Below are 25,692 nucleotides of genomic sequence, written 5' to 3' on the forward strand. Positions count from 1 at the left end.
GCCCGCGCGCCCGGCCTTAAGACCACCGTGCAGGCCTGGCCATGTCACGCCGCCTTGGCAACCTCGACAAAGGCGCTGCGAATGCTCTCCGCCACCGCAAGCACCGGACGCGACGCCTTGTCGCCCATGATCAGGCGGATATCGAAGCAGCCAAGTTCCGGCAGGCCTTCCTTGTCGCCCAGAATGACCATGTCGTTCAACACATAGGATCGCGGCAAAGGCGCGATGGCAAGATCGGCGGCAATCGCCGCGCGCTGCGCCATCGTATGACCACTGAGATAAGCCACCCGGAAATTGCGCCCGCGCCTCTCCAGCGAATTGATCGCCTCCGAACGCCAGATGCAGCCTTCTTCCCAGATCGAAATCGGCAGCGGATCGCGCAGATAAGCCGTGCCGCATTTCGCACCCGCCCAGACGAGGCGTTCGCGCATCAGCACCTCGCCCGTGTCCCTGAGGGGATGCGAGGCACAGTTGACGAGGGCCAGATCAAGCCGTTGCTCGTCCATGCGCTTGTAGAGATTGGAACTGGAATCGATGGTGACGTCGATCATGATGCCGGGGAAAGCCTCGGCAAAGCGCTTGAGAATGCCTGGCAGCAGGCCGCGCTCGCCGATATCCTCCGGCGCGCCGAGACGCACCACGCCGGAAAGCTCGGGCATGACGAAACGTGACACGGCTTCATTGGAGAGCGCGATCATGCGGCGCGCATAGGTCAGCAGCGTCTCGCCATGCGCGGTCAATGTTACCGAGCGGGCATCGCGCAGGAACAATGTCGTCTTCAACTGTTCCTCAAGCTTCTTGATCTGCATGGAAACGGCCGAGGGCGTCCTGAACACCACTTCCGCGGCGGTGGAGAAATTTCCCGTTTCCGCAATCGCGACGAAGGTTCTCAATATGTCGTTATCCAGCAACGGCAGCGGTTGGCGGAAAGTCACGGTCATGGCACGCACCTTCAAATATTTTGATTTATAGATGGATATCATTTCGTTTGATTGAATGTCAACAAGCGCGCACCATCCGGATATCGAATGACAGGGCGGAAAAAAGCCCTGCTGTGATGAAGCGCCGAACTGCCCCCATGGGATCCACGCGCAGCCGGCAGGCAATCCGTCAGTCATTCCGATAATTGATGAATGATATGAAATTCATTCTCTTGTTTGATGAAATATCCAGGCGCATATCGACGGCGCAAATCAATCGTGGTTCAGGAAAGGATCAAGGACATGACCATGATACACTATCTCCCGGCGGCGAACCGCTCCCCGCATCGTCCCTCTTCCAATGGCTGGCTTTATCGCCTGTCAGGCCACGTTTCTGCTCTTTACAGATCATGGCGTCGTGCCCGGATGTTGCGTGCGCTTGAGGCATTGCCGCCTGAAACATTGAAGGATATCGGATGGCCGACCACAGACAATTATCGCACAAGCGCCATTCGCAAATGACCTCTGACCGGTGGCTCGCAGCCATTTTGAGACTTGCGAGCCATCTCTTCCCGTGCCAATACGCTCCGGCAACGGCGTAAAAAAGCCTGCCTGTTTTACATGCGACACGACGCCTTTTTAAAAGGCTTGTCGCAAATTTTGCATATTTCAAAAGCGATTTTTTGACAGGCCCGATTCCACGGCGTATTTTTCGTTAAAGATGTCGGAAACAGGACATCCAGAAGACCGATTCCAAGGGAGGAATTGCGTATTCGCAACGGAGCACGGGCAAATGAGCAAAAACTCCCAGAAGAAACGCTCAATCGTCTTTTTTCTCATTCCGCAATTTACCATGCTGCCGTTCGCCGCAGCGGTTGAAACGCTTCGCATCGCCAACCGAATGTTGGGCTATCAGGCCTATGAATGGCGCATCGCTTCGCTCGATGGCCAGAAGGTCATGTCTTCAAGCGGCATCTGTCTCGAGGTCGACACCTGTCTCGCCGACGAGCGGCGGTATGTGAGCGGCGAGAACCGCGCAGAAATGGCCATCATCTGTTCGGGCATCGATGTGGATCAGCACATCAACAAGTCCGTCAATGCCTGGCTGCGCGAAGCCTATAATCGCGGCATCGCCATCGGCAGCCTCTGTACCGCCGCCCATATCCTTGCACAGGCAGGCCTGCTGAACGGCAAGCGCTGCGCGATCCACTGGGAAAATCTGCCGGGTTTTTCCGAAGCCTTTCCGCAGGTGGAAGTTTATGCCGATCTCTTCGAAGTCGACAGCAACATCTACACCTGCGCCGGCGGCACGGCCTCGCTTGACATGATGCTGAGCCTGATCGGCCAGGATTTCGGCGAAAATCTCGTCAACCGCGTCTGCGAACAGCAATTGACCGACCGGGTGCGCAGCCCCAATGACCGCCAGCGTCTGCCGCTGCGCGCCCGCCTCGGCGTGCAGAACAGCAAGGTCCTGTCGATTATCGAATTGATGGAAGGCAATCTCGCCGAGCCGCTGTCGCTGCTTGACATAGCCGATGCCGCCGATCTGTCACGCCGGCAGGTGGAGCGCCTGTTCCGTCAGGAAATGGGCCGCTCGCCCGCCCGCTATTACCTCGAAATCCGTCTCGACCGCGCCCGTCACCTGCTCGTGCAATCGGCCATGCCGGTTGTCGAAGTCGCCGTCGCCTGCGGTTTCGTCTCGGCCTCGCATTTCTCCAAGTGTTATCGCGAAATCTACAATCGCACACCGCAGCAGGAGCGCGCCGAACGCAAGCTGCTGATCAGTGCCTCGCGAATGGCAATGGCGAGCCAGGGTGGCAAAGCCGCCCATTGAATGCGGGCTGAATGCCGCAAACGCGACGGAGCTTGTTTCAGGATAAAAAACCTCTCCTCCGTCATGCCGGACTTGATCCGGCATCCAGTCACGGCGCGTCTGCGCCGTGAGAAGAGTCTTTCGCGATCAAGGACTTGATCGCGCTGGACCCCGGATCAAGTCCGGGGTGACGGAGTGGGGATGATGGAACTTTGCTAAACCACCGAATCTGTCAGCGGCTAGCAAACACAATCAGACAAATTCACCTAAACGGCCGAACCGCGTGGGCAAGATCCTCCGCCGTCATGCCAATGCCCGCCCTCTGGCCCGCTTCGCCATGCAACCAGACACCGGCAGCAGCGGCCTCAAAGGCGGGGGTCCCCTGCGCCAGCAATGCGCCGATGATACCGGCCAGCACATCGCCGGAGCCCGCTGTCGCAAGGCTTGCCGGCGCATTGGTGTTGACCAGCGCCCGGCCATCGGGTGCGGCGATCACCGTATCCGCACCCTTATAGACCAGCACCGCACCGCTGCGCGCCGAAGCAACCTGCGCCTTCTCGATCTTGCTCAATTCGGCATCTGCAGCGAGATCGGGAAACAGCCGCGCAAACTCGCCCTCATGCGGTGTCAGCACGAATTTGCCCGTACCGGATGTAACTTGCGCGAACAGGGTCTCCGGGCAATCCCTGAAAGCGGTGATCGCATCGGCATCCAGCACAACCGCCCTGTCTCCAAGCAGGGACACGAACTGCCGCGCCTTTTCTAAATCGCCGAAACCCGGGCCAAGAACGAAAGTACCGTGACGCCGGTCATCCAGCCACAGCCGCAGATCATCGGCATCGTCCAAAGGCGAGTTCATAACCGCCGTCAGCGTCATCGATAACACGTCCAGCGCTGCTTGCGGGGCAGCGACGGTCACGATCCCCGCCCCCGCCTTCAACGCCGCAAGCGCCGCCATGCGGCTTGCCCCGGTCGCATGTGCCGGTCCGGCAAAGACAGTCAAATGCCCGCGGCGGAATTTATGCGTTTCCATATCGGCGCGCGGCAACGCATGCCGCCAGACAAGCGGATCGTTTTCCGAAATTGAACCCGCATGGGCAGCGAGGATGCGGGCGGGAATGCCGATATCGAAGACCTCAAGCGCCCCGCACAGCTCGCGCCCCGGCATCAGCAGATGACCGGGCTTGCGCGCCATGAAAGTCACGGTTCGATCTGCCCTGAACGATGCACCGAGAGGCACCCCGCGCCGGCCGCAGAGACCCGAGGGCAGATCAACGGCAAGCACAGGCACGCCCGCCTTTGCCACCGCCGCGATCACATCGGCAAGTTCGCCTGGAATATCACGCGACAGGCCAGCCCCGAAAACCGCATCAATCACCATGTCGCCGCCAACAGGCACATAATCGCCAAGCGGCAGTGGCGTCACCCCGCTCCGCTCGAATGCCGTTCGCGCATCGCCCCTGAGCGCCGCCGTATCGCCAAGATGATAAATCGCAACGGCTGCGCCACTCTGCAAAAGCACCCGCGCCGCCACATAACCGTCGCCGCCATTATTGCCGCCACCACAAAGCACGACGAAACGCAGCGCCTGTGGATAATGGCGCAGGGCCGAGGCGGCAACCGCCTGCCCCGCCCGCTCCATCAGGTCATATAGTGGAATGCCGGACTGCCCGGCCGCCGCATCGATGCGTGCCATCACAACCGGGTCGATCAGGAAAAGCTGCGAAAGGGATGTCATGGACCGATCATCCCTTCAAAACGCCGGAAAGGCAATCGATACAAAAATAAGCAAATCACCCTGATCGAATAATAGTCAAATGCATAAAATATAAACAGACCAGCAAAACACGTGTACTGAAACTCAAAATATAAGAGATCGCTAAAATAATACAAATCAACAGAAATGCGGACGGATTTTTCGGATTTTCGAGAGAAATTCGCCGGAAAACCGCCAAAAGCGAATGCATTTTGTGCCGGAAAGCCGGGGGAGCGAAGTTTTTTCTTCAAGCCCGCTTCCGATCTGGCACAATACGTGCATTCTTGTGGCAGAGCGGGAGTTACCTGCTTTAACGGGAGAAGCGGAGAGATATTTTCTCATGAAAAAGATCGAAGCGATCATTAAGCCTTTCAAGCTCGATGAAGTGAAGGAAGCCCTTCAGGAAGTCGGACTTCAGGGAATCACGGTCACGGAAGCAAAAGGCTTTGGTCGTCAGAAGGGCCACACGGAACTTTACCGCGGTGCGGAGTACGTCGTGGACTTTCTGCCGAAAGTGAAAGTCGAAGTCGTATTGGCGGACGAGAATGCGGAAGCCGTCATCGAGGCGATCCGCAATGCGGCCCAGACCGGACGTATCGGCGACGGAAAGATTTTCGTTTCCAATATCGAGGAAGTCATCCGCATCCGTACCGGTGAAACAGGCGTGGACGCCATATAATCAAGAAGGTCCCGGGCCGGGGAGGCTTGGGTTTTCACCTCGTCATCATCACACTCAAGGAAAACGTTTAAATGACGACCGCAAACGATATCTTGAAGCAGATCAAGGATAACGACATCAAGTTCGTGGACCTGCGCTTTACCGACCCCAAGGGCAAGCTGCAGCACGTCACCATGGATGTGGTGTGCGTAGACGAAGACATGTTCGCCGATGGCGTCATGTTCGACGGCTCCTCGATCGCCGGCTGGAAGGCCATCAACGAGTCCGACATGGTGCTGATGCCCGATCCGGCTACCGCCCACATCGACCCGTTCTTTGCCCAGTCCACCCTGGTCGTCCTTTGCGACATTCTCGACCCGGTCTCGGGCGAAGCCTATAACCGCGACCCGCGCGGCACCGCCAAGAAGGCCGAAGCCTACCTCAAGGCATCCGGCATTGGCGACACCGTTTTTGTCGGCCCCGAGCCTGAATTCTTCGTCTTCGACGACGTGAAGTACAAGGCAGACCCCTACAATACCGGTTTCAAGCTGGATTCGTCCGAACTGCCGTCCAACGACGACACGGATTACGAAACCGGCAACCTCGGCCATCGTCCGCGCGTCAAGGGCGGCTACTTCCCGGTTCCGCCGATCGACAGCCTGCAGGACATGCGCTCCGAAATGCTGACGGTTCTGGCCGAAATGGGCGTCGTTGTTGAAAAGCACCACCACGAAGTGGCTGCCGCGCAGCACGAGCTGGGCGTGAAGTTCGACACGCTGGTCTCCAGCGCCGACAAGATGCAGATCTACAAGTACGTCGTGCACCAGGTCGCCAATGCCTATGGCAAGACGGCAACCTTCATGCCGAAGCCGATCTTCGGCGATAACGGCTCGGGCATGCACGTGCACCAGTCGATCTGGAAAGGCGGAAAGCCGACCTTCGCTGGTGACGAATATGCTGGCCTGTCTGAAAACTGCCTCTTCTACATCGGCGGTATCATCAAGCACGCCAAGGCCATCAACGCCTTCACCAACCCCACCACCAACTCCTACAAGCGTCTGGTGCCGGGTTATGAAGCGCCGGTTCTGCTGGCCTATTCCGCCCGCAACCGTTCGGCCTCCTGCCGTATCCCCTTCGGCTCCAACCCGAAGGCAAAGCGCGTCGAAGTCCGCTTCCCGGATCCGACCCAGAACCCCTATCTCGGTTTTGCGGCCATGCTGATGGCCGGCCTTGACGGCATCAAGAACAAGATCCACCCCGGCAAGCCGATGGACAAGGATCTTTACGACCTTCCCGCCAAGGAACTGAAGAAGATCCCGACGGTCTGCGGTTCGCTGCGCGAAGCGCTGGAAAGCCTCGACAAGGATCGCAAGTTCCTGACCGCCGGCGGCGTATTCGACGACGACCAGATCGACTCGTTCATCGAGCTGAAGATGCAGGAAGTCATGCGTTTCGAAATGACCCCGCATCCGGTCGAATTCGACATGTACTACTCGGCCTAAGTCGTAATCCGGACGCTCTGCAAGGTGTCCACTCCAGTCTGGCGGCCTCTCCGGAGGCCGCCGTTTTCTTTTGAAGCCCAGCCATATCGCGAACGATGTCGAACAAGCCAGCCTCTCAGCAAACCCGCCTTACGGACTGGCTCATCTTTCTGGCTGTGCCGTTCTTTTTCTCCAGCAACGTCATTTTCGGCCGTGGCGTCGTCGGCGAGGTCTCACCCTTCATCGCCGCCTTCATCCGCTGGATCGGATCGACCCTCATCATCGCGCCCTTCATGATTGCCGACTGGCGCAACTGCCTGGCGTTCCTGCGCCACAAAACGCTGCTGTGGCTCGTTCTCGGCATTCTCGGCATGGGCATCTGCGGCGGCGTGGTCTATTGGGGTCTGACCATGACGACGGCTGCCAACGGCACGCTGATCTACACGACATCGTCACTGTTCATCATCCTCTTCCAGCGCATCTTTCAGGGCCGGCGCATCAGAAAGCTCGAAGTGGCAGGCATGATCATCGCCTTTGCCGGCGTGGCGGCCATCGTGCTCAAGGGTGATATGTCCGCTCTCTGGCACATGAATTTCAACATTGGTGATTTCGCGATCCTCACGGCAGCCATCGCCTTTGCGATCTATTCGCTGCTGCTGCGCGATCCGGCAGCCCGGCAGATGGCCTCCTTCAGCCTCTTCGGCCTGATTGCGCTCTCCGGCGCGCTGGTGCTGCTGCCGCCGGCGGCCCTCGAACTGGCGCAGGGCGGAATGCTGCCGGCGACACCGATGGCCTGGGCGAAGATCGGCGGCATCATTCTTTTCGCCTCGCTGCTCGCCTTTTATTGCTTCACCCATACGGTGCGCGTTTTCGGCCCGGCCACGGCCGGCATCACGCTTTATATGATGCCGCCGGTCTCGATCCTCATGGCAACGTTTTTCCTTGGGGAGAGCTTCGAGACCTATCACGCCATCGGCATCGTGCTGGTCACCGGCGGCGTGGTCATCGCCACCGCGCCAATCGGCCGAAGGACCTGAGCGGCGGGACGGTAATACGGGCGGGATACCCCTAGCCCTTGATATTTCGCATTCCGCCCCCAACTATTAGTGGGAAAGGAAGTTCATGCCATGAAACAAAGAGACGCAAAATTCACGCTTGGCGAGATCGTCCGCCACAAGGTGTTTCCGTTCCGCGGCGTGGTCATCGACGTGGACCCGGAATATGCCAATACCGAAGAATGGTGGAACGCCATTCCCGCCGATATCAGGCCGGACCGCGACCAGCCCTTCTATCATCTTCTGGCCGAAAACGAGGAGACGGAATATGTCGCCTATGTTTCCGAGCAGAACCTCGTCCACGACGAAAACGAGACGCCGCTTAGAAATCCCAATATCGGCCGTATCTTTGACAAGGCGCCGAACGGTGAATGGCGTCCGAAGATGTCGACGGCGCATTGACGCAAGCCTGAAATACCCACCCCTCCCAGGGCATAAAAAAACCGGTCTGTCTCCAGACCGGTTTTGTCATTCTTGACACTGGTGGAGCGATCAGGGCTTCGGCGCGGTCTTGGCGGCGTCCTGAGCGGCTTCCAGCTTCTTGCGGGCCTCTTCTGCCTTCTTCTGCATGCCTTCCTGCAGGCTGCGCTGGCTTTCGGCCAGCTGCGACTGGGTGATGGCAGCACCGTCGTAAGCGCCGGTGAAACCGGAGAGTGCGATCTTGATCGGGTTCGGCGCGCGGCGGAAGTTGATGGAGGTGAAGACCACCTCGCTACCCTTCTTCAGGGAAGCGATCATGGCATCCGTCAGCGGCACTTCAGCCGTGCACTTGTCGGGAAGGCAAACGGCGTAATCGAGCTTCTGGCCCTTGCCGCCATCGATCTGCATCATCACGCCCGGAGGAACGAGACGCGCGGTCGGAACGGAAACCTGCAGCAGCTTGCGATTGACCTTGCCTTCAACGGTGATGAGGCCGACAGCGGTGATCATCTGGCCGTTCTGGGCAAGAACCACGTTCTGCACGACGCAGACATCGTTGTCTTCCTGCTTGGAGCAGGTCTTGAACCAGCCGAGCGGCGGAGCGCCGGCGCCCTGAGCGGCGGGAGCAGCATCCTGTGCCTGCGAGATGGCCGGAGCGGACACTGCGCCGAGAGAAAGGACCAGAGCGGACAGAGCCGTCCGGGTGAATGTGTTTGCCTTTTGCATCATAAGAGTTCCGTCTCCTGAATGTCTGCCAGAACAGAACCGCTAAGATCCTGTTCGCCGATGGCGGTATCCTTCTGCCCGTTCAACTGTCGTTTAAATGAGGCAAATGCGTGACCCGTCTCTTCCGGCCACCCTGTTACATGCCGATCGCGGCGATATCCAGCACTTCTTTAACTTTTTCTTGAGGTGGGCCAAGATTTCCCACCCTCGCATGGGTCCCGCCAAGGGCCTGTGCTACATATTTGCCAGAATCATAACGAAAAAGCCAAATCATGACGATAAACCGATCATCATGACAAATCGGACGGACAGTTGAGACAGGATAATAACATGCGCAACCTTGCGGCCCTCATCCCCGCATTGTTTCTTTTGGGCTCATCCCTGCTTCCCGCCGGGAGCGCCCAGGCGCAGCCGCTTCACGGCATTTCCATGCACGGCACACCGGCACTGCCGGCTGATTTCCGGCACTTCCCTTACGTCAATCCGGACGTAAAAAAAGGCGGCCGCATCTCCTATGGCGTCGTCGGCACCTTCGACAGCCTCAATCCCTTCGTTCTCAAGGGAATGCGCACCACCGCGCGCGGCGTCTGGGACCCGGAATTCGGCAACCTGCTCTACGAACCGCTGATGCAGCGCTCCACCGACGAACCCTTCAGTCTCTACGGCCTGCTGGCTGAAACGGCAGAGTGGGACGAGGAGCGCAGTTTCATCCAGTTCAACATCAATCCGAAGGCGAAATGGACGGATGGCGAGCCGGTAACGCCTGATGACGTGATCTTCACATTCAATCTCCTGAAGGAGAAAGGCCGCCCGCCCTTCAACAGCCGTCTGGACGGCGTGGCGAAGCTGGAAAAAGTCGGCGATCATGGCGTGCGTTTCACCTTCAATGAGAAGGCAAACCGCGAAACGCCGCTTATTCTCGCCTCCTCCACCCCCATTTTGCCGAAACATGCGATCGATCCGGAAAAATTCGAACAGGCGGGTCTCGGTCCGGTCGTCGGCTCGGGTCCATACCGAATCAAGACCCTGCGGCCTGGAGAGCGAATCACCTGGGAGCGAAACCCGGACTATTGGGGCAAGGATATTCCGAGCAAGGTCGGCTTTGAGAATTACGACGAGATAACCGTCACCTATTTCCTTCAGGTCACCACCATGTTCGAGGCCTTCAAGAAGGGCGATATCGACATTTACCCGGAAGGCGACGCCATCAACGGCACTTCCGATACCTCGCATTGGGGGCAGGCTTACAATTTCCCGGCCGTGCATCGTGGCGATATCGTCAAGGATGTGTTCCAGCCGCAGCTGCCTTCCGGCATGTTCGGCCTGGTGTTCAACACCCGCCGCGCCGTCTTTGCCGATGAAAAGGTGCGCGAGGGCCTGTCCTATGTCCTCGATTTCGAGTGGATGAACCGCAATATCCTCGGAGGCGCCTTCAAGCGCACGCAGAGCTACTGGCAGAATTCACCGCTCGGCGCCTTCGGCAATGCCGCCGATGCGCGCGAACTGGCACTGCTGGGCGACGCGGCGAAAACCATGCCGCCAGAGCTTTTGGCGGGAACCTACGCCATGCCCACCACCGATGGCACCGGTGCGGACCGCAAGGTGCTGAAACTGGCCGTCGATAAGCTTAAAGAGGCCGGATACAGCATCAAGAATGGCAGAATGTCCGATGCCAATGGCCGTCAGCTCGCCTTCGAGATCATGACGCAGAACCCGGCGCAGGAGCGCATAGCGCTTGCCTATCAACGCTCGCTCAACCTCATCGGCGTCGCCATGGGCATCCGCTCGGTCGATGACGGTCAATATCAGGCCCGTTCGAACAGTTTCGATTATGACATGATCATCCGCTCCCTGCCCTCCTCGCTTTCGCCGGGGGCGGAGCAGCTCAATCGCTGGAGTTCGCTGTCACGCGACGCGCAGGGCAGCTTCAACTATGCCGGGGCCGCCAGTCCCGATATAGACCGGATGATCGAGGCCCTGCTGCAGGCCCGTTCGACGGAAGATTTCCAGGCAGCCGTGCGCGGTTACGACCGTCTGCTGGTTGCCGGTCACTACGTCATTCCGCTCTATTACATCGGTGCGCAATGGATCGCCCGCTGGAAATATATCGACCGCCCGGATATCACCCCGATATCAGGCAATCAGAAACAGACCTGGTGGGATGCGCGGGCGCAATAACCGGTCCAGACAAGGGAAGATGAAACCATGGAACGCATCGTTATCGACGTCGTATCGGATATGGTCTGCCCCTGGTGTTATCTTGGCAAGGCAAGGCTCGATCTTGCCATTGCCGAGGTGCAGGACGAGATCAGCGTCGACGTGAACTGGCGTCCTTATCGCCTCAATCCGGATTATCCGCCTGAGGGCGTAGATCAGAAGGCCGCCCTTGAGGAAAAGCTCGGCAAGGAGCGTCTGGAGCAGGCACATGTCACGCTGGTGCAGCTCGGCAAGGAAGTCGGCATCCACTATGATTTCGATGCGATCAAGATCGGCCCGAACACGCTCGATGCGCACCGCCTGTCGCTCTGGGCCCATTCGGAAGGCCGCGACGTTCAGGAAAAGATCGTCACCGGTCTGTTCAAGGCGAATTTCGAGGAAGGCCGCAACATCGGCGATCACGCCGTGCTGACCGATATCGCCGAAAAGGCGGGCATGGACGCCAAGGTGGTGGCGCGGCTTCTGGCATCCGATGCGGACAAGGATACGGTTGTCGCCGAAATTGATGCGGCGCAGCAAATGGGCGTCGCCGGCGTGCCGTTTTTCATCCTCGACCAGAAATACGCCATCAGCGGTGCGCAAACGCCTGATGTCCTGATTGCTGCACTGCGGGATATTGCAAAAATCAAGGCGGACGAGCATAAGTCGATGAACTGACGGTCGAACTACCGGCAGCTTACCCTAACCGATAAACTGTTGGTGTTTTCCCGTGTCCGACCAGACCCTGAAAGGCATTCTGCTTGCCTTTGCCGCCTTCGCTGCCTACGCATGGAGCGATGCGAGCGTTAAACTTATAGAAGGCCAGATTTCGCCGATCGAATCGGCCTTCTTCGGCGCCCTGTTCGGCTTAGCCGCCCTGCCCTTCATCCGCAAGCGCAACGACCGCTGGGTGGATATCGTCAGAACGACGAACCGCCCCTTGTGGATCATCCGCTTTTTTGCCGCCGGCACCGGCGCAGTCGGCAGCGTGACCGCCTTCACCCATCTTTCCATGGCGGAAGCCTTTGCGTTGATCTTCCTGCTCCCTTCCTTCGTCACCATCATGTCGGTGGTGTTCCTGAAGGAACAGGTGGGCATCAAGCGCTGGTCGGCCGTCATCATCGGTTTCCTCGGCGTGCTGGTCATCCTGCGGCCGGGCTTCCGCGAACTCGGCATCGGCCATCTCGGCGCCATCATCGGCGGCTTCAGCGGTGCACTCAGCATCGTCATCTTCCGCGCCATGGGACCGTCGGAAAAGAATGTCTCGCTTTATGGTGCCGGTGTGCTCGGCTGTCTCACCATAAGCGGCATCGCCATGGTACCGACTTTTGTCATGCCAGCCGGCGAGCAATGGCTGCTGCTGGCGGGATATGGCCTGCTCGGCGCGCTTGGCAACGTACTGGTCATGTATGCCGCCCAATATGCGCCCGCCGCCATGATCGGACCGACGCAATATAGCCAGATGCTCTGGGCCATCCTGTTCGGTTACCTGATTTTCGGCGACCGTATCGACGGATGGATGCTCGTCGGCATCGCCCTCATCGTCGGCTCCGGCCTGTTGACGCTGATCCGCGAGAAGCAGAGAAAGGTGCCGCTGCCCGCTTCGATCGCTGCCACCGACCAGAACGTTGCCGTCGGCATCACGCCGGAAAATCCCTCATAAGTTTGCCCCTCACAAGTCAGAAAGACGAGACCTGGCGGCTTGCACCATAAATATGGCGTGTTCCGCCACTGCGATGGCACGATGCGCGACTTATGTTGGCACTCTCCAAGAGCAAGAGGTGCCGACATGAACATACGAACCCAACCGACCGCCCTCGTTACCGGCGCGTCATCCGGCATGGGCAAAAGCATCGCCAAACGCCTGATCGCCGATGGCTATCTCGTCTATGTCGCCGCACGCAGCATCGACAGGATGGCGGACCTGGAAAAGCTTGGCGCTATTGCGCTGCGCATGGACATCTCAAGCGACGAGGACATCGTCGCCGCTGTCGCCGCGATTACCGCACGATCCGGTGGCGTCGACGTGCTGGTGAACAACGCCGGCTACGGGCTCTACGGCCCGGTCGAGGAGATCCCGCTCGACGAGGCGCGCTACCAGTTTGAGGTCAACGTCTTCGGCACCGCCCGTCTGACACAGCTCCTTATGCCGGCCATGCGCGCAAGGGGCAAAGGCACGATCGTCAACATCACGTCGATGGGCGGCAAGATCTACACCGTTCTGGGTGCCTGGTATCACGCGACCAAACACGCACTGGAAGGCTGGTCGGACAGTCTACGGCTGGAAGCCGAGCCATTCGGCATCCGCGTCGTGGTGATCGAACCGGGCCTGATCGAGACCGGTTTCGGTGCGGCCGCAGCGCAGGGTCTCCTCGAACGCTCGGCAAACGGCCCTTATGCGAAGATGGCGCAGAGCGTTGCGGCTTCCATGGACCGAAGCTACGGTAAGGGTATGGGCACCGATCCCAAGGTCATTGCCGACGGCGGTCAGGTCCGCCCGCCCGAAGACACGTTATGCGGCCGGCAAATACGCCCGGCTGATGATCGGCGTGCGCAAATGGTTCGGCGACCGGGCCTTCGACAGGCTGATCAGAAGCCAGATGTAGAAAGAAGGCCGGAGGTCGGATCATGAGCAGGGATTTGAGCGACAGATGCAGGCTGCCCCAGGCTTTCTGGCGGGCGGCAGAGCGTATGGGGCTGCCAGCTCCGGCCCTGCTGCGGCAGGCGAAGCTTCCCGCAACGCTGCACATCGCCCCGGACGCGTGGTTGACCACGGCGCAATATTTCGACCTGTGGCGGGCGGTCGAGGCCCTGTCGCAGGATTCAGCCATCGGCCTGCGGATGACGGTCGAGACAGACACGGCGATGCATCCACCCGCCACCATGTCAGCCTTCTTCGCCCGCGACTATCGCGACGGGCTGCACCGGCTGGCCCGCTTCAAGCGACTGTGCACCCCGGAAGAGCTTTCGGTAACGGAAAGCGGCGGCGAGGCCCGGATCGCCGTAAGATGGTTGCACACTGACGAGGCCGAACCGGATGCTGCGGCCGACGTGACTTTCGCGGCCCTTCTCGAGTTGGGGCGGCGGGGCACCGGCAGACACGTCACCCCGGTTCGGGTGGAGATGATTCGCCGTGGACCTGTTTCCGACGTCCATCGGAGTTATTTCAATGCACCCATCCGCACCGGCTGTCCGCAGAATGCCATGGTGCTGAAACGCGACGATCTCGATCTTCCCTTTGCCGGGCATAATCCCGAACTGCTGGCTATACTGGAGCCCGCACTTGCGGCCTCCCTTCACGATATCGAGGCGCAATCCTCGCTGCCGGAGCAGGTCAAGATTCTGATCAAACGCCGCATCGCAAGCGGCAAACCGGAGATTTCCGAGGTGGCGCGTGAACTCGGCATGAGCGAAAGAACCCTGCAGCGTCGTATTACCGAACAGGGATCGAACTATCGAGCGCTCATCGAGCAAGCGCGGCAGGAACTCGGTCGCGACCTGCTTTCAGACAAACGCAATGGAATTGAAGAGATAGCCTTCCTGCTCGGTTTCCAGGACACCGGCTCGTTCTATCGAGCGTTTCGAAGCTGGGAAGGCGTGACGCCAGCCCAGTGGCGAGTGAGACACTGACATTGAACAGAGCGTCGTCAGCTACCGGCCAAAGGCCGGAAGCTGCCTCTCGCTTTCCGCGTCGCGCGGCTCATTGCGCCTGTCGGATTTCACGACCTAGTCGCAAACCCTGGCCCGATACATATCGCCCCAGCCATTCTGTCGCCAGACGACGTGGCAGCGCGGATAGGCGGGCTGATAGATCACCGGCGGGCCATAAACCGGCGGGCCGTAAAATGGCTCTCCATAATAGGGGCCGCCATAGGAATGCCGCGCCCCGGCGACGATGGCGCCACCGATAATCGCTCCGGCGATACCTGCGGCAATGCCGCCGCCGCCATGCCCGTGTCCAAAGTGGTTGCGTGCTTCCGCCTGGTTGGTGGTGGCAATTGTGGTGCCCGCAATTGTCAAAGCAACCAGACCTGCGGAGGCGAACCTGTTCATCCTGGTCCACATTGTCTTGCTCCTTCGTCTTCCCACTGACGCATCATATTGAGCGCAATGCAGGAGATGGGGATAAGACTACGCCCGCCGAAGCTACCGGCGCATGTCCGTTTCATTACATCCCGGTAATGTTTGCGGAGCCTCCGGGGGCTGGGAGGTCCGGTAAAGCAGATGGATGTCGGAGGTTTCGATGTTGGTTTGTCTGGATGTGCTTTAGGTGTTGGTTTTCGGGAGCTTGTTCATTGACGGCGGGCGACGCGCGTGGGGCTTACCCCCCTCTGCCCTGCCGGGCATCTCCCCCACAAGGAGGGAGATCGGCAAGCGGCACTACCACAGCTTCATTCGCCGACGTTGAGATGGGCGATACCTTTGCCACAGATCGATCTCCCCCCTTGTGGGGGAGATGCCCGGCAGGGCAGAGGGGGGTAAAGCGACACACGCCCTATGACCAATGCCCGCCCCGGAAAGCTCACATCTACGACCGCGCCAGCTCCGCCAGCTGCGTCATGATCATCGCCGCACCCGCCAGACGCTTTTCCGGCGTCGGCAGATCGCGGGTCAGGAACAGGCTGTGGTCGGGCCGGATCTTCGCCATGGAGCCCTGCTTGCCGATATAGGACACGAGTGCCGCCGGGTTCGGGAATTCCTTGTGGCGGAATTGCAGCACCACGCCCTTCGGCCCGGCATCCACCTTCTCGACATTGGCAACACGGCAGAGCGACTTGATGTAGACGATCTTGAGGAGATGCTGCACCTCTTTCGGCAACGGGCCGAAACGGTCGATCATTTCCGCACCGAAACCATCGATCTCGCTGATATCGGCAAGCTCGCCGAGACGGCGGTAAAGGCCCATGCGCAGATGCAGGTCGGGAACGTAATCTTCCGGGATCATCACGGAGGTGCCGACCGATATCTGCGGCGACCAGCCGCTGTCGCGTACCTCTTCGTCGCCCTTCACCTCGGCAACGGCCTCTTCCAGCATCTGCTGGTAAAGCTCGAAGCCGACTTCCTTGATATGGCCGGACTGCTCTTCGCCGAGCAGATTGCCCGCGCCGCGAATATCGAGATCGTGGCTCGCCAGCTGGAAACCGGCGCCCAGCGTATCGAGCGATTGCAGCACCTTCAGCCGCCGCTCCGCCATCGTCGTCAGCACCTTGTTGACCGGCAGGGTGAACAGCGCAAAGGCGCGCACCTTGGAGCGGCCGACACGGCCACGCAGCTGATAAAGCTGGGCGAGACCAAACATGTCGGCGCGGTGCACGATCAGCGTATTGGCGGTCGGCACGTCAAGACCGGATTCGACGATGGTGGTCGACAGCAGCACATCATATTTGCCGTCGTAAAAGGCGTTCATGATATCTTCAAGTTCGCCCGCCGCCATCTGGCCATGCGCCACGGCCACCTTCAGCTCCGGCACGTCCGATTGCAGGAAAGCATGAATATCGGCGAGATCGGCCAGCCGCGGGCAGACATAAAAGCTCTGGCCGCCGCGATAATGTTCGCGCATCAGCGTTTCGCGGATCACCAGCGGATCGAAGGGCGAAATGAAGGTGCGCACCGCCATGCGATCGACAGGCGGTGTGGTGATGAGCGACAGCTCGCGCACGCCCGTCATCGCCAGCTGCAGCGTGCGCGGAATGGGCGTGGCTGACAACGTCAGCACATGCACGTCGCTTTTGAGTTCCTTCAGCCGTTCCTTGTGCTTGACGCCGAAATGCTGCTCTTCGTCGATGATCAGCAGGCCGAGATTGGCGAAGCTGATGCCCGCGCCAAGCAGCGCATGGGTACCGACGACGATATCCGTCTTGCCATCGGCCACTTCCTTTTTCGTCAGCGTCAGCTCCTTGGAACCGACAAGCCGCGAAGCCTGCTGCACCCGGATCGGCAACCCACGGAAACGTTCCGAGAAGGTGCGGAAATGCTGGCGGGAAAGCAGCGTGGTCGGCACCACCACCGCCACCTGTACACCGTTCATCGCGGCAAGGAAGGCGGCGCGCAGCGCCACTTCGGTCTTGCCGAAACCGACATCGCCGCAGATGAGGCGATCCATCGGCCGGCCGGCACCGAGATCCTCGCGCACCGCCTCGATGGCGTTCAGCTGGTCTTCGGTCTCGTCATAGGGGAAACGGGCGGCAAATTCGTCGTAAAGCCCGTCCGGCGCAACCAAGGCCGGCGCGTGGCGCACCAGACGCGCCGCCGCAATGCGGATCAGCTCGTCGGCCATGTCAAGCAGGCGCTTCTTGAGCTTGGCCTTGCGCATCTGCCATGCGCCGCCGCCCAGCTTGTCGAGCGTCGCTTCCGCCGCATCGGAACCGTAGCGAGAAAGAAGATCGATGTTTTCGACCGGCAGGAACAGCTTGGCGTCGTCGGCATAATGCAGTTCGAGACACGCACGCGGCGCACCCGCCGCCTCGATGGTCTGCAACCCGACGAAACGGCCGATGCCGTGTTCGGCGTGAACAACCAGCGACCCCTCGTCCAGACCCGCCACTTCGGAGATGAAATCCGCGCCGCGCTTGCGGCGTTTCGAGCGGCGCACCATGCGGTCGCCGAGAATATCCTGCTCACCGATGACCGCCAGCGTTCCGGTTTCAAACCCGGCTTCGAGGCTCAGAACCGTTGCGGCCGCCTCACCCTTGCCAAGCTTTTCCACCTCTTTCAGCGATGTCACCGGCTTGATGTTCTCAAGCCCGTGTTCGTTCAGGACCTGCAAGAGCCGATCGAGCGAACCTTCCGACCAGCCTGTTATCAGCACCTTCCAGCCCTTGGCGCGGCGATCCGCAATATGCTTTACCGCCAGATCGAAAACATTGACCCGCTCTTCGCTCTCGCCCTCGGTGGGCTGGCGCGCCCAGCGCGGCCCGACATGGGCATCGAGCGTTGCGACGGGGTGGCCTTCGCTATCGTGTTCATTGAAGGGCGTCAGCCGCACCGCATTGACGCCGGCGAGCAGGGCATCGAAGCTCTTGCCGTCGAGATAAAGTTGGCCCGGCGATACCGGCTTGTAGGGCGCGCCCTGCGTCGAACCCTTGGTTTCGCCGGAAGCCCGGCGCGCCTCGTAATAATCAAGCACCAGCTTGGAGCGCTCTTTCGCGGCTTCCCTTGCTGTGTGATCGGTGACGATGCGGAAACCTTCGAGGTAGTCGAAAGCGGTTTCCAGCTTCTCGTAAAACAGCGGCAGCCAATGCTCCATGCCGGCATAACGACGGCCTTCGGAGACGGCCTGATAAAGCGCGTCGTCGCGGGTCGCAGCGCCAAACAGCGACAGGTAATTCTTGCGGAACCGGCCGATCGTATCCGGCGTCAGCGTCACTTCGCTCATCGGGTTCAAGTCGAGCGAACGCGCCTGGGCAATGGTGCGCTGGCTGGCCGGATCGAAGGTGCGGATGCTCTCCAGCGTATCGCCGAAGAAATCGAGCCGCACCGGCTCTTCCGTACCGGGAACGAAAACATCGAGAATACCGCCGCGCACGGCGAATTCGCCCACTTCACGCACCGTCGCCACCCGGTCGAAACCATTGCGCTCCAGCCGCGCGGCAATCTCTTCCATGCGGATCTGGTTGCCGGGCTTCGCCGAAAAGCCGAGGTTCCCAATGATATCCCGCGGCGCCATCTTCTGCAGCATGGCGTTGACGGTGACGAGCACGATGGCCGGATGCGGCTTCTTCGCGTGAGCGATGAGGCCGGAGAGCGCCGCCAGCCGGCGCGCCGAAGTGTCAGCGCTCGGTGACACGCGGTCATAGGGCAAACAGTCCCAGGCCGGCAGCGTCATGACGGGAATATCAGGTGCGACGAAACCGAGGATCTGTTCGAGATCGGCGACCCGCTGGCCATCCGACATCACGTAAGCCACCGATGTGCCTGCCCGTGCCATGTCGGCAAGCAAAAGGGCTTCCATGCCGGAAGGCACATTTCCGATGGTCAGCGGCGTATCGGCCGACATCACCAGCTTTGCATCGAATCCGGCTATCATGTTTCAGGCCTTCAGGGTTTCGGCGGTGACGAGATCGAAATCGGGACGGTAGGAGGCGATCTTTTCAAACAACGGTGTGCGGAATTTTTCCGGCACCGGCTGCGCGCCTGTCACCATCTGGACGAGGTCGTTATCCTCTTCCGCCATGATGATCTCGAGTTCGTCGAGCTGATCATCGGAAAGCCCGGCAATATTGTCTTCCGCGAATTGCCCGAGCACCAGATCCATCTCGCGAATGCCCCGGTGCCAGCAGCGGTAAAGTATCCGCCGGCGTCTCGGATCAAGGTCGGCACTCGTGCGCACCAGTCCAGTCATCGCATTCACCTTTCGGTTGGCTATTCAACAGGATGTTGACTGCGACCTCCTATAGAACAGGAGGCGAACGCTTGGGAACCGGTTTTTATCGAAATAATGCCACGGCAGCGAAAATCTGCCGGTGATAACCCGCCTTTGTCAGCCCTCAAGTCTTGCATAACGCGTCCCCTTCCCCGATTTTGCTGACCCATGCGCCCGGCCATTCTCGATCCGCTGTTTGCCTCCGTCTCCACCCTTGCCGGTGTGGGGCCGAAGCTTGCCGATCTCCTGGCCAAGCTATTGAGCCGGGAAAGCGCCGACGACACCCGCGTCATCGATCTCCTTTTTCACGCGCCATCCAATGTCATCGACCGCCGCAATCGCCCCGGTATTGCGCTGGCGGCCCCCGGCGCCATTGTCACCATTCAGGGACGCGTTGACCGCCATCAGCCGCCGCCACCGGGAAACCGCAACGCGCCCTATCGCGTCTTCATGCATGACGAGACCGGCGAACTGGCGCTGACCTTCTTCCGCGCCAAGGGTGACTGGCTGTCCAAGGCCCTGCCAGTGGACGAAGAGGTTCTCGTCAGCGGCAAGGTGGACTGGTTTAACGGCCGCGCCTCGATGGTGCATCCGGATTTCATGGTGAAGCTATCAGAGGCGGAAAACCTGCCTTTGGTGGAAGCCGTTTATCCGATGACCGCCGGGCTGTCTGCCAAGGTGCTGCGCAAGGCAATCGAAGGCGGGCTGTCAAAGCTGCCGGTTTTTCCCGAATGGATCGACGAGACACTGAAGACGAGGCAGGGCTTCGGCGATGTGGCCTCAAGCTTCCGCGAGCTGCACGACCCGCGCGACAGCGCCGATATCGATCCGCAAGCCCCGGCGCGCAGGAGGCTGGCCTATGACGAATTCCTTGCCGGGCAGCTGTCACTGGCACTGGTGCGCCAGCGGCTGCGCAAGGTGGCGGGCCAGCCAATCCGTGCCAAGGGTGATATCGCCGCAAAAATCCTGTCGCAGCTGCCCTTCTCGCTGACCGCAAGCCAGAGTGCTGCGGTGAAGGATATCCTCACCGACATGGCCGGCGAAGACCGCATGTTGCGGCTGCTGCAGGGCGATGTCGGCGCGGGCAAGACATTGGTGGCGCTGATGGCCATGGCGACCGCAGTGGAGGCCGGCGGACAGGCGGTGCTGATGGCCCCGACCGAAATCCTCGCCCGCCAGCATTTCGCCACTATCTCCAAACTCGCCAATGCGGCGGGCATCACCGTCGAGGTTCTCACCGGACGCACCAAGGGCAAGGAGCGCCGCGAGATCGAAGAACGCGTGGCGTCAGGCGAAGCGCAGATCGTCATCGGCACGCATGCGCTGTTTCAGGATAGCGTCGCTTACAAAAACCTCGTGCTCGCCGTAGTGGACGAACAGCATCGTTTCGGCGTGCACCAGCGCCTGCGTCTCACCGCCAAGGGCATCACGCCGCATATGCTGGTCATGACCGCCACGCCCATTCCGCGCACGCTGGTGCTGGCCGCCTTCGGCGACATGGATGTTTCCAAGCTCACCGAAAAACCCGCCGGTCGCAAACCCATCCAGACCGTCACAATCCCCACCGAACGCATCGGCGACATTGTCGAGCGGCTGCGCGCAGCGCTGAAGGACGGCAAAAAGGCCTACTGGATCTGCCCGCTGGTGGAAGAAACGGAAGAGTCCGACCTGATGTCTGCGGAGGAACGCCACGCGGTTTTGTCGCAGATGCTCGGCGCCAATATCGGCCTTATCCATGGCCGCATGAGCGGCCCGGAAAAAGACGCCGCCATGCTCGCCTTCAAGAGTGGTGAAACCCGGCTGCTGGTGGCAACGACGGTGGTGGAAGTCGGCGTCGACGTGCCGGATGCGACCATCATGGTCATCGAACATGCCGAACGTTTCGGCCTCGCCCAGCTGCACCAGCTGCGCGGCCGCGTCGGGCGCGGCGACGAGGCCTCCACCTGCATCCTGCTCTACAAGGGACCGCTCAGCGAAAACGGCCGCGCCCGGCTCTCCATCCTGCGCGATAGCGAAGACGGCTTCCTGATCGCGGAAGAGGACTTGAAGCTACGCGGTGAAGGCGAGCTGCTCGGCACCCGGCAGTCCGGCACGCCCGGTTTCCGCATCGCCAGCCTCGAAGCCCATTCCGACCTTCTGGAAATCGCCCGCAAGGACGCGGCCTATGTCATAGAGCGCGACCCCGAACTGACAGGTCCGCGCGGCGAAAGCCTGCGCACCCTGCTCTATCTGCACCGCCGCGACGAAGCGATTCGCTTCCTGCACGCCGGCTGAAAGTTTTGACCATCATGAACATGATCGACCCACGCCGCCCGCCACCCGCCTTCCGCAAGGGCTACGCGCTCTGCTCGCCGCAAAATATCCTGCAGCCTGAGACCTTTGCAAAAAGCCCAAAAAAGGCGATCGGCAAGGCCTTCAAGAAACCCGGCCGCAAGAAAGCCTGGAGCCAGGCGCTGGAAGAAGGCTGGAGCGTGCAGCTGGTCTATATGCGGCTTTTCGTCCCGGTGTTTCACGCGACGACGACGGGCACTGAGGTGGAGGATCTGGATGACGAGGATTGATTTGGTCCATTGAATGGACTAATTTATATCAAGTTTTGTACTTGAGGTCAGCCATGCAGATATCCGTGACGGATGCAAAAAGCCAGCTTACCGAACTGGTGCGCCGAGCAGAAGCTGGCGATGAGATCATTCTTACACGGCACGGGCACGCAGCCGTGCGGCTGGTTCCGGTCAGCCTAGTGGCAGATAAAAAATCTCGCAGGGCGGTGCTTGATAAAGTACGCGCGGCAGCCGCCAACAAAGACGGTAATGGTCCGGATGCCGCACACAGCCAAGATTTCCTCTATGACGAACACGGCCTTCCAAAATGATTGTCATCGACACGTCAGCTCTTATGGCGATCCTGTTTGATGAATCCACAGCAGATGCCTGCGCCGCAGCACTCGAGACGGATGAGCCTCTGCTCATTTCCGCAGGCACACTTGCAGAAGCGTTGATCGTGGCGCAGCGACGTGGACGCAGCCGGGAACTGGAGATGTTGATCGAAGGCCTCGGCGTTGAAATCAGGAACGTCACCCCGAAATCAACGCACGGCATCTCCGAAGCCTATCGTATCTGGGGCAAGGGCATTCATCCCGCCGGGTTGAATTTCGGCGACTGTTTTGCTTACGAGCTTGCGAAAACCGAAGACTGCCCTTTGCTTTATGTCGGCAACGACTTTTCGCAGACAGACATATCAGGCGTTCTTTAACCTCAAACCGGCGCAATCGCTTTCGGCGGCGTGAAATCCGGCGCTACCAGACCGCCTGATATCAACAGTTTCGCCGCATCTTCCGGCGTCATGTCCAGCATCACGATCTTGTCTTTCGGCACGAACAGCAGGAAGCCCGCCGTCGGCACAGGGGTCGGCGGCAGGAAGACGGCGACCATCTCCTGGCCCATCTCGTTGAACCGGTGGGCAAGCTCGCCCTTCGCCTCGGAGGCAACGAAGACCATTGCCCAGGTGCCGGGGGATGGAAACTCGATCAGGCCGACCTTCTTGAAGGAGTTCGCATGCTCCTTCAGAACGGATTCGAACAGCTGCTTGATGCTCTTGTAGATCGGCCGCACCAGCGGCATGCGGTTGAGAATGGATTCGCCGACGCCGACGATCCACTTGCCGATGAGGTTATTGCCGAGAAAACCGATGAGGGTGATACCAACGACGGCGATCAGCAGCCCGAAGCCGGGGATCGCCACATCGAAATATTGCTCGGGATCGTAACGGGCGGGGATATAGGGTTTCACCCAGCTATCCGCCCATTGCAGGAAGCTCCACACCAGCCACATGGTGATGGTGACGGGCGCGAGAATGAGAACGCCCGTGAGGAAGCTGTTGCGCAGACGGGCTGCGAAGGATATTTTTACTGGAATTTCAGTCATTTACCGTTCGGAATTAAGCGTTTTCGCCATCGAAACCCGGATGAAAACCGACAATGCCGGATGGAGTTCCGCCATGCAAGCGAAGAACTGTGAAATATTCGTCAGGAATCCCCGCCGCACTCAAGCCTTCGAGGTGGCGAAAACCGAAGCGTCCATAATAATCCGGATCACCCGCGACAACGCAGCCCGAGGCACTCAACCGGTCCAGTGCAGCAAGCCCTTCTTGCACCAGCCGTGAACCGACGCCCTGCCCCTGCCTCTCCGGTGCCACGGAGAGCGGCGCAAGGCAGAACCAGCCGCTCTCACCGCTGCTCAGCGTGACCGGTGAAAAACCGACATGGCCGATAATGCCTTCACTGTCTTCCGCCACCAGCGAAACCACCAGAGCGCCGGCGGCGCGCAGCCGCGCAACGATCAGATGTTCGGTCTTGTCACTGTAATCTACGTTACGGAAGGCATCTTCCGTAACGCGGGCAATTGCCCCTTCATCACCCTGCCGTTCCGGCCGGATGATCATTCCACGGTCACCGATTTCGCCAGATTGCGCGGCTGGTCCACATCCGTGCCCATAAAGACCGCGGTGTGGTAGGCGAGCAGCTGGATCGGCAACGAGAAGACCATCGGTGCGATGAGTTCATCAACAGTCGGCAGGGTGATCGTCGCCATGGTGTCGAGCTTGGAGGCGGCAGCCCCCTTCTCGTCGGTGATGAAGATGATTCTGCCGCCGCGCGCGGCGACTTCCTGCATGTTCGACACGGTCTTTTCGAAGAAGCGGTCGTGCGGCGCAATGACGATAACAGGCATGTTCTCGTCGATCAGCGCGATCGGCCCGTGCTTCAACTCGCCGGCAGCATAACCTTCGGCGTGGATATAGGAGATTTCCTTTAGCTTCAGCGCGCCTTCCAGCGCTAGCGGGAAGCTGGTGCCGCGGCCGAGATAAAGCACATCCTTGAAGCGCGACAGATCACGCGAGAGCGCCTCGATCTGCGGCTGGATGCTGTTGAGAACCTTGCTCATGATTCGCGGCATCTCGGTCAGATGGCGAACCAGTTCGGTTTCCTGCTGAGGCGTGATCGTGCCGCGCGCCTTGCCGGCGGCAACGGCCAGCGAAGCGAGCACGGCAAGCTGGCAGGTGAAGGCCTTGGTGGAAGCAACGCCGATTTCCGGACCGGCGAGGATCGGAAAGATCGCATCCGATTCACGGGCCATGGTCGATTCACGCGTATTGACGACGGCGCCGATCTTCAGCCCCTCCTGCTGGCAATAGCGCAGGGCCGCCAGCGTATCGGCGGTTTCGCCCGATTGTGAAATGAACAGCGCCGCCTGCGTGGAAACGAGCGGGATCTCGCGATAACGGAATTCCGAGGCGACATCGATTTCCACCGGCAGGCGCGCATAACGCTCGAACCAGTATTTACCGATCAGACCCGACAGATAGGCTGTGCCGCAGGCGGAAATGGCAAGGCCGGAAAGCTTGGAAAAGTCGATGGCTTTGTCGGCATCCTTCACCGTCTTGGAGGCGAAATCCACGTAGTAGCTGAGCGCATGGGAAATGACTTCCGGCTGCTCGTAGATTTCCTTTTCCATGAAGTGGCGGTGATTGCCCTTGTCGACCACATAGGCCGTCGCCTGCGAAATCTGCCGCTCGCGCTTCACCGGCTTGCCGGAAAAATCGATGATTTCCGCACCCTGCCGGGTCACGATGGCGCAATCGCCATCCACCAGATAAGTGATCTCGTTGGTGAAGGGCGAAAGCGCGATGGCATCCGAACCGAGGAACATTTCACCGCGGCCATAACCGACGGCAAGCGGCGGGCCGGAGCGCGCCGAAAGCAGCGTGCCGGGATCATCCTGAAACATGACGACCAGCGCATAGGCGCCGGTAACGCGGTTCAGCATCTTCAGCATCGCTTCGCGATGGCCAAGCCCTTCGCGGGTATATTTCGCCAGAAGCTGTGCCACCACTTCGGTGTCCGTCTGGGTGGTGAAGGTCGCGCCCTCGGCGGTCAGCTCTTCGCGCAGCTCGGAGAAGTTTTCGATGATGCCATTATGAACAACGGCAACGCCTTCAACGAAATGCGGGTGGGCATTGGTCTCGTTCGGCACGCCATGTGTCGCCCAGCGGGTGTGGGCAATACCCACCACGCCCGGCAGCGGCTTTTCCGAAACCAGCTTTTCCAGGTTGAACAGCTTGCCTTCCGCCCGGCGGCGGTCCATCGCGCCATTGTCGATGGTGGCGACACCAGCCGAATCGTAACCACGATATTCGAGACGCTTCAGCGCATCGACAAGCCGTTCAGCAACAGGCTGGGTTCCGACTATTCCGACAATTCCGCACATATATTTCTCCAGACGGCGATCTCTTCGCCGAAACTACTAACC

Annotated in this window: 24 protein-coding genes and 1 pseudogene; 15 read left to right on the plus strand and 10 right to left on the minus strand. The window is 59.9% G+C overall.

Annotated elements, in window-relative coordinates; translation table 11 throughout:
• Window positions 1-44: 44 nt before the first annotated feature.
• Window positions 45-983: a LysR family transcriptional regulator gene (locus tag QSV77_RS07075; protein ID WP_170979853.1), complete on the minus strand. Its 939-nt coding sequence runs from the start codon at window positions 981-983 to the stop codon at window positions 45-47.
• A 240-nt stretch (window positions 984-1,223) separates the two neighbouring features.
• Between QSV77_RS07075 and QSV77_RS07080 the strand changes: the two genes are divergently transcribed.
• Window positions 1,224-1,442 (plus strand): hypothetical protein, encoded by a 219-nt coding sequence (locus QSV77_RS07080; RefSeq protein WP_302732944.1) that lies wholly within the window; start codon window positions 1,224-1,226, stop codon window positions 1,440-1,442.
• Between the two features lie 271 nt (window positions 1,443-1,713).
• Window positions 1,714-2,754 carry a GlxA family transcriptional regulator gene (locus QSV77_RS07085; RefSeq protein ID WP_142840059.1) on the plus strand — a complete coding sequence of 347 codons (1,041 nt, stop codon included), beginning with the start codon at window positions 1,714-1,716 and terminating at the stop codon, window positions 2,752-2,754.
• A gap of 241 nt (window positions 2,755-2,995) precedes the next feature.
• On the opposite strand, the gene QSV77_RS07090 is transcribed toward QSV77_RS07085, so the two are convergent.
• On the minus strand, window positions 2,996-4,471 hold the full coding sequence (locus tag QSV77_RS07090) for an NAD(P)H-hydrate dehydratase (RefSeq protein ID WP_302732945.1): 1,476 nt from the start codon (window positions 4,469-4,471) through the stop codon (window positions 2,996-2,998).
• A complete protein-coding gene (locus tag QSV77_RS07095) occupies window positions 4,468-4,740 on the minus strand; it encodes a hypothetical protein (RefSeq protein ID WP_302732946.1) in 273 nt (90 codons plus the stop codon). The genes QSV77_RS07090 and QSV77_RS07095 overlap by 4 nt, the downstream gene beginning before the upstream one ends.
• An 89-nt stretch (window positions 4,741-4,829) precedes the next feature.
• On the opposite strand from QSV77_RS07095, the gene QSV77_RS07100 reads away from it, so the two are divergent.
• From QSV77_RS07100 to hspQ, 4 genes are all read left to right on the plus strand, one after another.
• Window positions 4,830-5,168: a P-II family nitrogen regulator gene (locus tag QSV77_RS07100; RefSeq protein WP_003508042.1), complete on the plus strand. Its 339-nt coding sequence runs from the start codon at window positions 4,830-4,832 to the stop codon at window positions 5,166-5,168.
• A 71-nt stretch (window positions 5,169-5,239) separates the two neighbouring features.
• Window positions 5,240-6,649 carry a type I glutamate--ammonia ligase gene (gene glnA / locus QSV77_RS07105; protein ID WP_080816817.1) on the plus strand — a complete coding sequence of 470 codons (1,410 nt, stop codon included), beginning with the start codon at window positions 5,240-5,242 and terminating at the stop codon, window positions 6,647-6,649.
• A gap of 95 nt (window positions 6,650-6,744) precedes the next feature.
• The gene (locus tag QSV77_RS07110) at window positions 6,745-7,665 is read left to right on the plus strand and encodes a DMT family transporter (protein WP_302732949.1); all 921 of its coding nucleotides are present in this window, start codon (window positions 6,745-6,747) and stop codon (window positions 7,663-7,665) included.
• 90 nt (window positions 7,666-7,755) lie between these two features.
• A complete protein-coding gene (gene hspQ / locus QSV77_RS07115) occupies window positions 7,756-8,085 on the plus strand; it encodes a heat shock protein HspQ (RefSeq protein WP_046798283.1) in 330 nt (109 codons plus the stop codon).
• 90 nt (window positions 8,086-8,175) lie between these two features.
• Here the strand turns inward: hspQ and QSV77_RS07120 are convergent, their stop codons facing one another.
• Complete coding sequence (locus tag QSV77_RS07120) at window positions 8,176-8,832, minus strand: invasion associated locus B family protein (RefSeq protein WP_142840062.1); 657 nt, start codon at window positions 8,830-8,832, stop codon at window positions 8,176-8,178.
• A gap of 327 nt (window positions 8,833-9,159) precedes the next feature.
• Between QSV77_RS07120 and QSV77_RS07125 the strand changes: the two genes are divergently transcribed.
• From QSV77_RS07125 to QSV77_RS07145, 5 genes and pseudogenes are all read left to right on the plus strand, one after another.
• Window positions 9,160-11,007: an extracellular solute-binding protein gene (locus QSV77_RS07125; protein ID WP_302732950.1), complete on the plus strand. Its 1,848-nt coding sequence runs from the start codon at window positions 9,160-9,162 to the stop codon at window positions 11,005-11,007.
• 27 nt (window positions 11,008-11,034) lie between these two features.
• The gene (locus QSV77_RS07130; RefSeq protein ID WP_142840064.1) at window positions 11,035-11,703 is read left to right on the plus strand and encodes a DsbA family oxidoreductase; all 669 of its coding nucleotides are present in this window, start codon (window positions 11,035-11,037) and stop codon (window positions 11,701-11,703) included.
• Window positions 11,704-11,755: 52 nt separating this feature from the next.
• Window positions 11,756-12,688 (plus strand): DMT family transporter, encoded by a 933-nt coding sequence (locus QSV77_RS07135; protein WP_302732951.1) that lies wholly within the window; start codon window positions 11,756-11,758, stop codon window positions 12,686-12,688.
• 126 nt (window positions 12,689-12,814) lie between these two features.
• Window positions 12,815-13,631 (plus strand): annotated as a pseudogene (locus QSV77_RS07140) (oxidoreductase).
• An 85-nt stretch (window positions 13,632-13,716) separates the two neighbouring features.
• Entirely contained in the window at window positions 13,717-14,655 is a 939-nt protein-coding gene (locus QSV77_RS07145) for an AraC family transcriptional regulator (protein WP_302733900.1), read from the plus strand.
• Window positions 14,656-14,751: 96 nt separating this feature from the next.
• On the opposite strand, the gene QSV77_RS07150 is transcribed toward QSV77_RS07145, so the two are convergent.
• The 3 genes from QSV77_RS07150 to QSV77_RS07165 all read right to left on the minus strand — a co-directional run bounded on the left by QSV77_RS07150 (window position 14,752) and on the right by QSV77_RS07165 (window position 19,366).
• A complete protein-coding gene (locus QSV77_RS07150) occupies window positions 14,752-15,090 on the minus strand; it encodes a hypothetical protein (protein WP_142840067.1) in 339 nt (112 codons plus the stop codon).
• Between the two features lie 463 nt (window positions 15,091-15,553).
• Window positions 15,554-19,051: a transcription-repair coupling factor gene (gene mfd, locus QSV77_RS07160; RefSeq protein WP_302732952.1), complete on the minus strand. Its 3,498-nt coding sequence runs from the start codon at window positions 19,049-19,051 to the stop codon at window positions 15,554-15,556.
• A 3-nt stretch (window positions 19,052-19,054) separates the two neighbouring features.
• Window positions 19,055-19,366 (minus strand): succinate dehydrogenase assembly factor 2, encoded by a 312-nt coding sequence (locus tag QSV77_RS07165; protein WP_142840069.1) that lies wholly within the window; start codon window positions 19,364-19,366, stop codon window positions 19,055-19,057.
• A gap of 189 nt (window positions 19,367-19,555) precedes the next feature.
• Here QSV77_RS07165 and recG point away from each other — a divergent pair, with 189 nt between their 5' ends.
• The 4 genes from recG to QSV77_RS07185 are packed head-to-tail and all read left to right on the plus strand — an operon-like array spanning window position 19,556 to window position 22,639.
• Window positions 19,556-21,661: an ATP-dependent DNA helicase RecG gene (recG, locus tag QSV77_RS07170; protein ID WP_302732953.1), complete on the plus strand. Its 2,106-nt coding sequence runs from the start codon at window positions 19,556-19,558 to the stop codon at window positions 21,659-21,661.
• Window positions 21,662-21,675: 14 nt separating this feature from the next.
• Window positions 21,676-21,948, plus strand: coding sequence for a hypothetical protein (locus QSV77_RS07175; RefSeq protein ID WP_302732954.1), 273 nt, complete (start codon window positions 21,676-21,678; stop codon window positions 21,946-21,948).
• Window positions 21,949-22,001: 53 nt separating this feature from the next.
• Complete coding sequence (locus tag QSV77_RS07180) at window positions 22,002-22,259, plus strand: type II toxin-antitoxin system Phd/YefM family antitoxin (protein ID WP_302732955.1); 258 nt, start codon at window positions 22,002-22,004, stop codon at window positions 22,257-22,259.
• Complete coding sequence (locus QSV77_RS07185) at window positions 22,256-22,639, plus strand: type II toxin-antitoxin system VapC family toxin (protein WP_302732956.1); 384 nt, start codon at window positions 22,256-22,258, stop codon at window positions 22,637-22,639. The genes QSV77_RS07180 and QSV77_RS07185 overlap by 4 nt, the downstream gene beginning before the upstream one ends.
• A 2-nt stretch (window positions 22,640-22,641) precedes the next feature.
• Here the strand turns inward: QSV77_RS07185 and QSV77_RS07190 are convergent, their stop codons facing one another.
• The 3 genes from QSV77_RS07190 to glmS are packed head-to-tail and all read right to left on the minus strand — an operon-like array spanning window position 22,642 to window position 25,650.
• Entirely contained in the window at window positions 22,642-23,310 is a 669-nt protein-coding gene (locus QSV77_RS07190) for a DUF502 domain-containing protein (protein ID WP_142840074.1), read from the minus strand.
• Between the two features lie 13 nt (window positions 23,311-23,323).
• Window positions 23,324-23,827 carry a GNAT family N-acetyltransferase gene (locus QSV77_RS07195; protein ID WP_302732957.1) on the minus strand — a complete coding sequence of 168 codons (504 nt, stop codon included), beginning with the start codon at window positions 23,825-23,827 and terminating at the stop codon, window positions 23,324-23,326.
• The gene (gene glmS, locus QSV77_RS07200) at window positions 23,824-25,650 is read right to left on the minus strand and encodes a glutamine--fructose-6-phosphate transaminase (isomerizing) (protein ID WP_302732958.1); all 1,827 of its coding nucleotides are present in this window, start codon (window positions 25,648-25,650) and stop codon (window positions 23,824-23,826) included. Before glmS ends, QSV77_RS07195 begins: the two co-directional genes overlap by 4 nt.
• Window positions 25,651-25,692: the final 42 nt, after the last annotated feature.

It is taken from the genome of Agrobacterium sp. V1 (assembly GCF_030518355.1).
In the GTDB taxonomy this organism is placed as follows: domain Bacteria; phylum Pseudomonadota; class Alphaproteobacteria; order Rhizobiales; family Rhizobiaceae; genus Agrobacterium; species Agrobacterium cucumeris.

Excerpts from the sequence above, each read along its gene's own strand:
- QSV77_RS07075 (WP_170979853.1), bottom strand. The coding sequence starts at position 983 with ATGATATCCATCTATAAATCAAAATATTTGAAGGTGCGTGCCATGACC.
- QSV77_RS07080 (WP_302732944.1), top strand. The coding sequence starts at position 1,224 with ATGACCATGATACACTATCTCCCGGCGGCGAACCGCTCCCCGCATCGT.
- QSV77_RS07085 (WP_142840059.1), top strand. The coding sequence starts at position 1,714 with ATGAGCAAAAACTCCCAGAAGAAACGCTCAATCGTCTTTTTTCTCATT.
- QSV77_RS07090 (WP_302732945.1), bottom strand. The coding sequence starts at position 4,471 with ATGACATCCCTTTCGCAGCTTTTCCTGATCGACCCGGTTGTGATGGCA.
- QSV77_RS07100 (WP_003508042.1), top strand. The coding sequence starts at position 4,830 with ATGAAAAAGATCGAAGCGATCATTAAGCCTTTCAAGCTCGATGAAGTG.
- glnA (WP_080816817.1), top strand. The coding sequence starts at position 5,240 with ATGACGACCGCAAACGATATCTTGAAGCAGATCAAGGATAACGACATC.
- QSV77_RS07110 (WP_302732949.1), top strand. The coding sequence starts at position 6,745 with ATGTCGAACAAGCCAGCCTCTCAGCAAACCCGCCTTACGGACTGGCTC.
- hspQ (WP_046798283.1), top strand. The coding sequence starts at position 7,756 with ATGAAACAAAGAGACGCAAAATTCACGCTTGGCGAGATCGTCCGCCAC.
- QSV77_RS07120 (WP_142840062.1), bottom strand. The coding sequence starts at position 8,832 with ATGATGCAAAAGGCAAACACATTCACCCGGACGGCTCTGTCCGCTCTG.
- QSV77_RS07125 (WP_302732950.1), top strand. The coding sequence starts at position 9,160 with ATGCGCAACCTTGCGGCCCTCATCCCCGCATTGTTTCTTTTGGGCTCA.
- QSV77_RS07130 (WP_142840064.1), top strand. The coding sequence starts at position 11,035 with ATGGAACGCATCGTTATCGACGTCGTATCGGATATGGTCTGCCCCTGG.
- QSV77_RS07145 (WP_302733900.1), top strand. The coding sequence starts at position 13,717 with ATGGGGCTGCCAGCTCCGGCCCTGCTGCGGCAGGCGAAGCTTCCCGCA.
- QSV77_RS07150 (WP_142840067.1), bottom strand. The coding sequence starts at position 15,090 with ATGTGGACCAGGATGAACAGGTTCGCCTCCGCAGGTCTGGTTGCTTTG.
- mfd (WP_302732952.1), bottom strand. The coding sequence starts at position 19,051 with ATGATAGCCGGATTCGATGCAAAGCTGGTGATGTCGGCCGATACGCCG.
- QSV77_RS07165 (WP_142840069.1), bottom strand. The coding sequence starts at position 19,366 with ATGACTGGACTGGTGCGCACGAGTGCCGACCTTGATCCGAGACGCCGG.
- recG (WP_302732953.1), top strand. The coding sequence starts at position 19,556 with ATGCGCCCGGCCATTCTCGATCCGCTGTTTGCCTCCGTCTCCACCCTT.
- QSV77_RS07175 (WP_302732954.1), top strand. The coding sequence starts at position 21,676 with ATGAACATGATCGACCCACGCCGCCCGCCACCCGCCTTCCGCAAGGGC.
- QSV77_RS07180 (WP_302732955.1), top strand. The coding sequence starts at position 22,002 with ATGCAGATATCCGTGACGGATGCAAAAAGCCAGCTTACCGAACTGGTG.
- QSV77_RS07185 (WP_302732956.1), top strand. The coding sequence starts at position 22,256 with ATGATTGTCATCGACACGTCAGCTCTTATGGCGATCCTGTTTGATGAA.
- QSV77_RS07190 (WP_142840074.1), bottom strand. The coding sequence starts at position 23,310 with ATGACTGAAATTCCAGTAAAAATATCCTTCGCAGCCCGTCTGCGCAAC.
- QSV77_RS07195 (WP_302732957.1), bottom strand. The coding sequence starts at position 23,827 with ATGATCATCCGGCCGGAACGGCAGGGTGATGAAGGGGCAATTGCCCGC.
- glmS (WP_302732958.1), bottom strand. The coding sequence starts at position 25,650 with ATGTGCGGAATTGTCGGAATAGTCGGAACCCAGCCTGTTGCTGAACGG.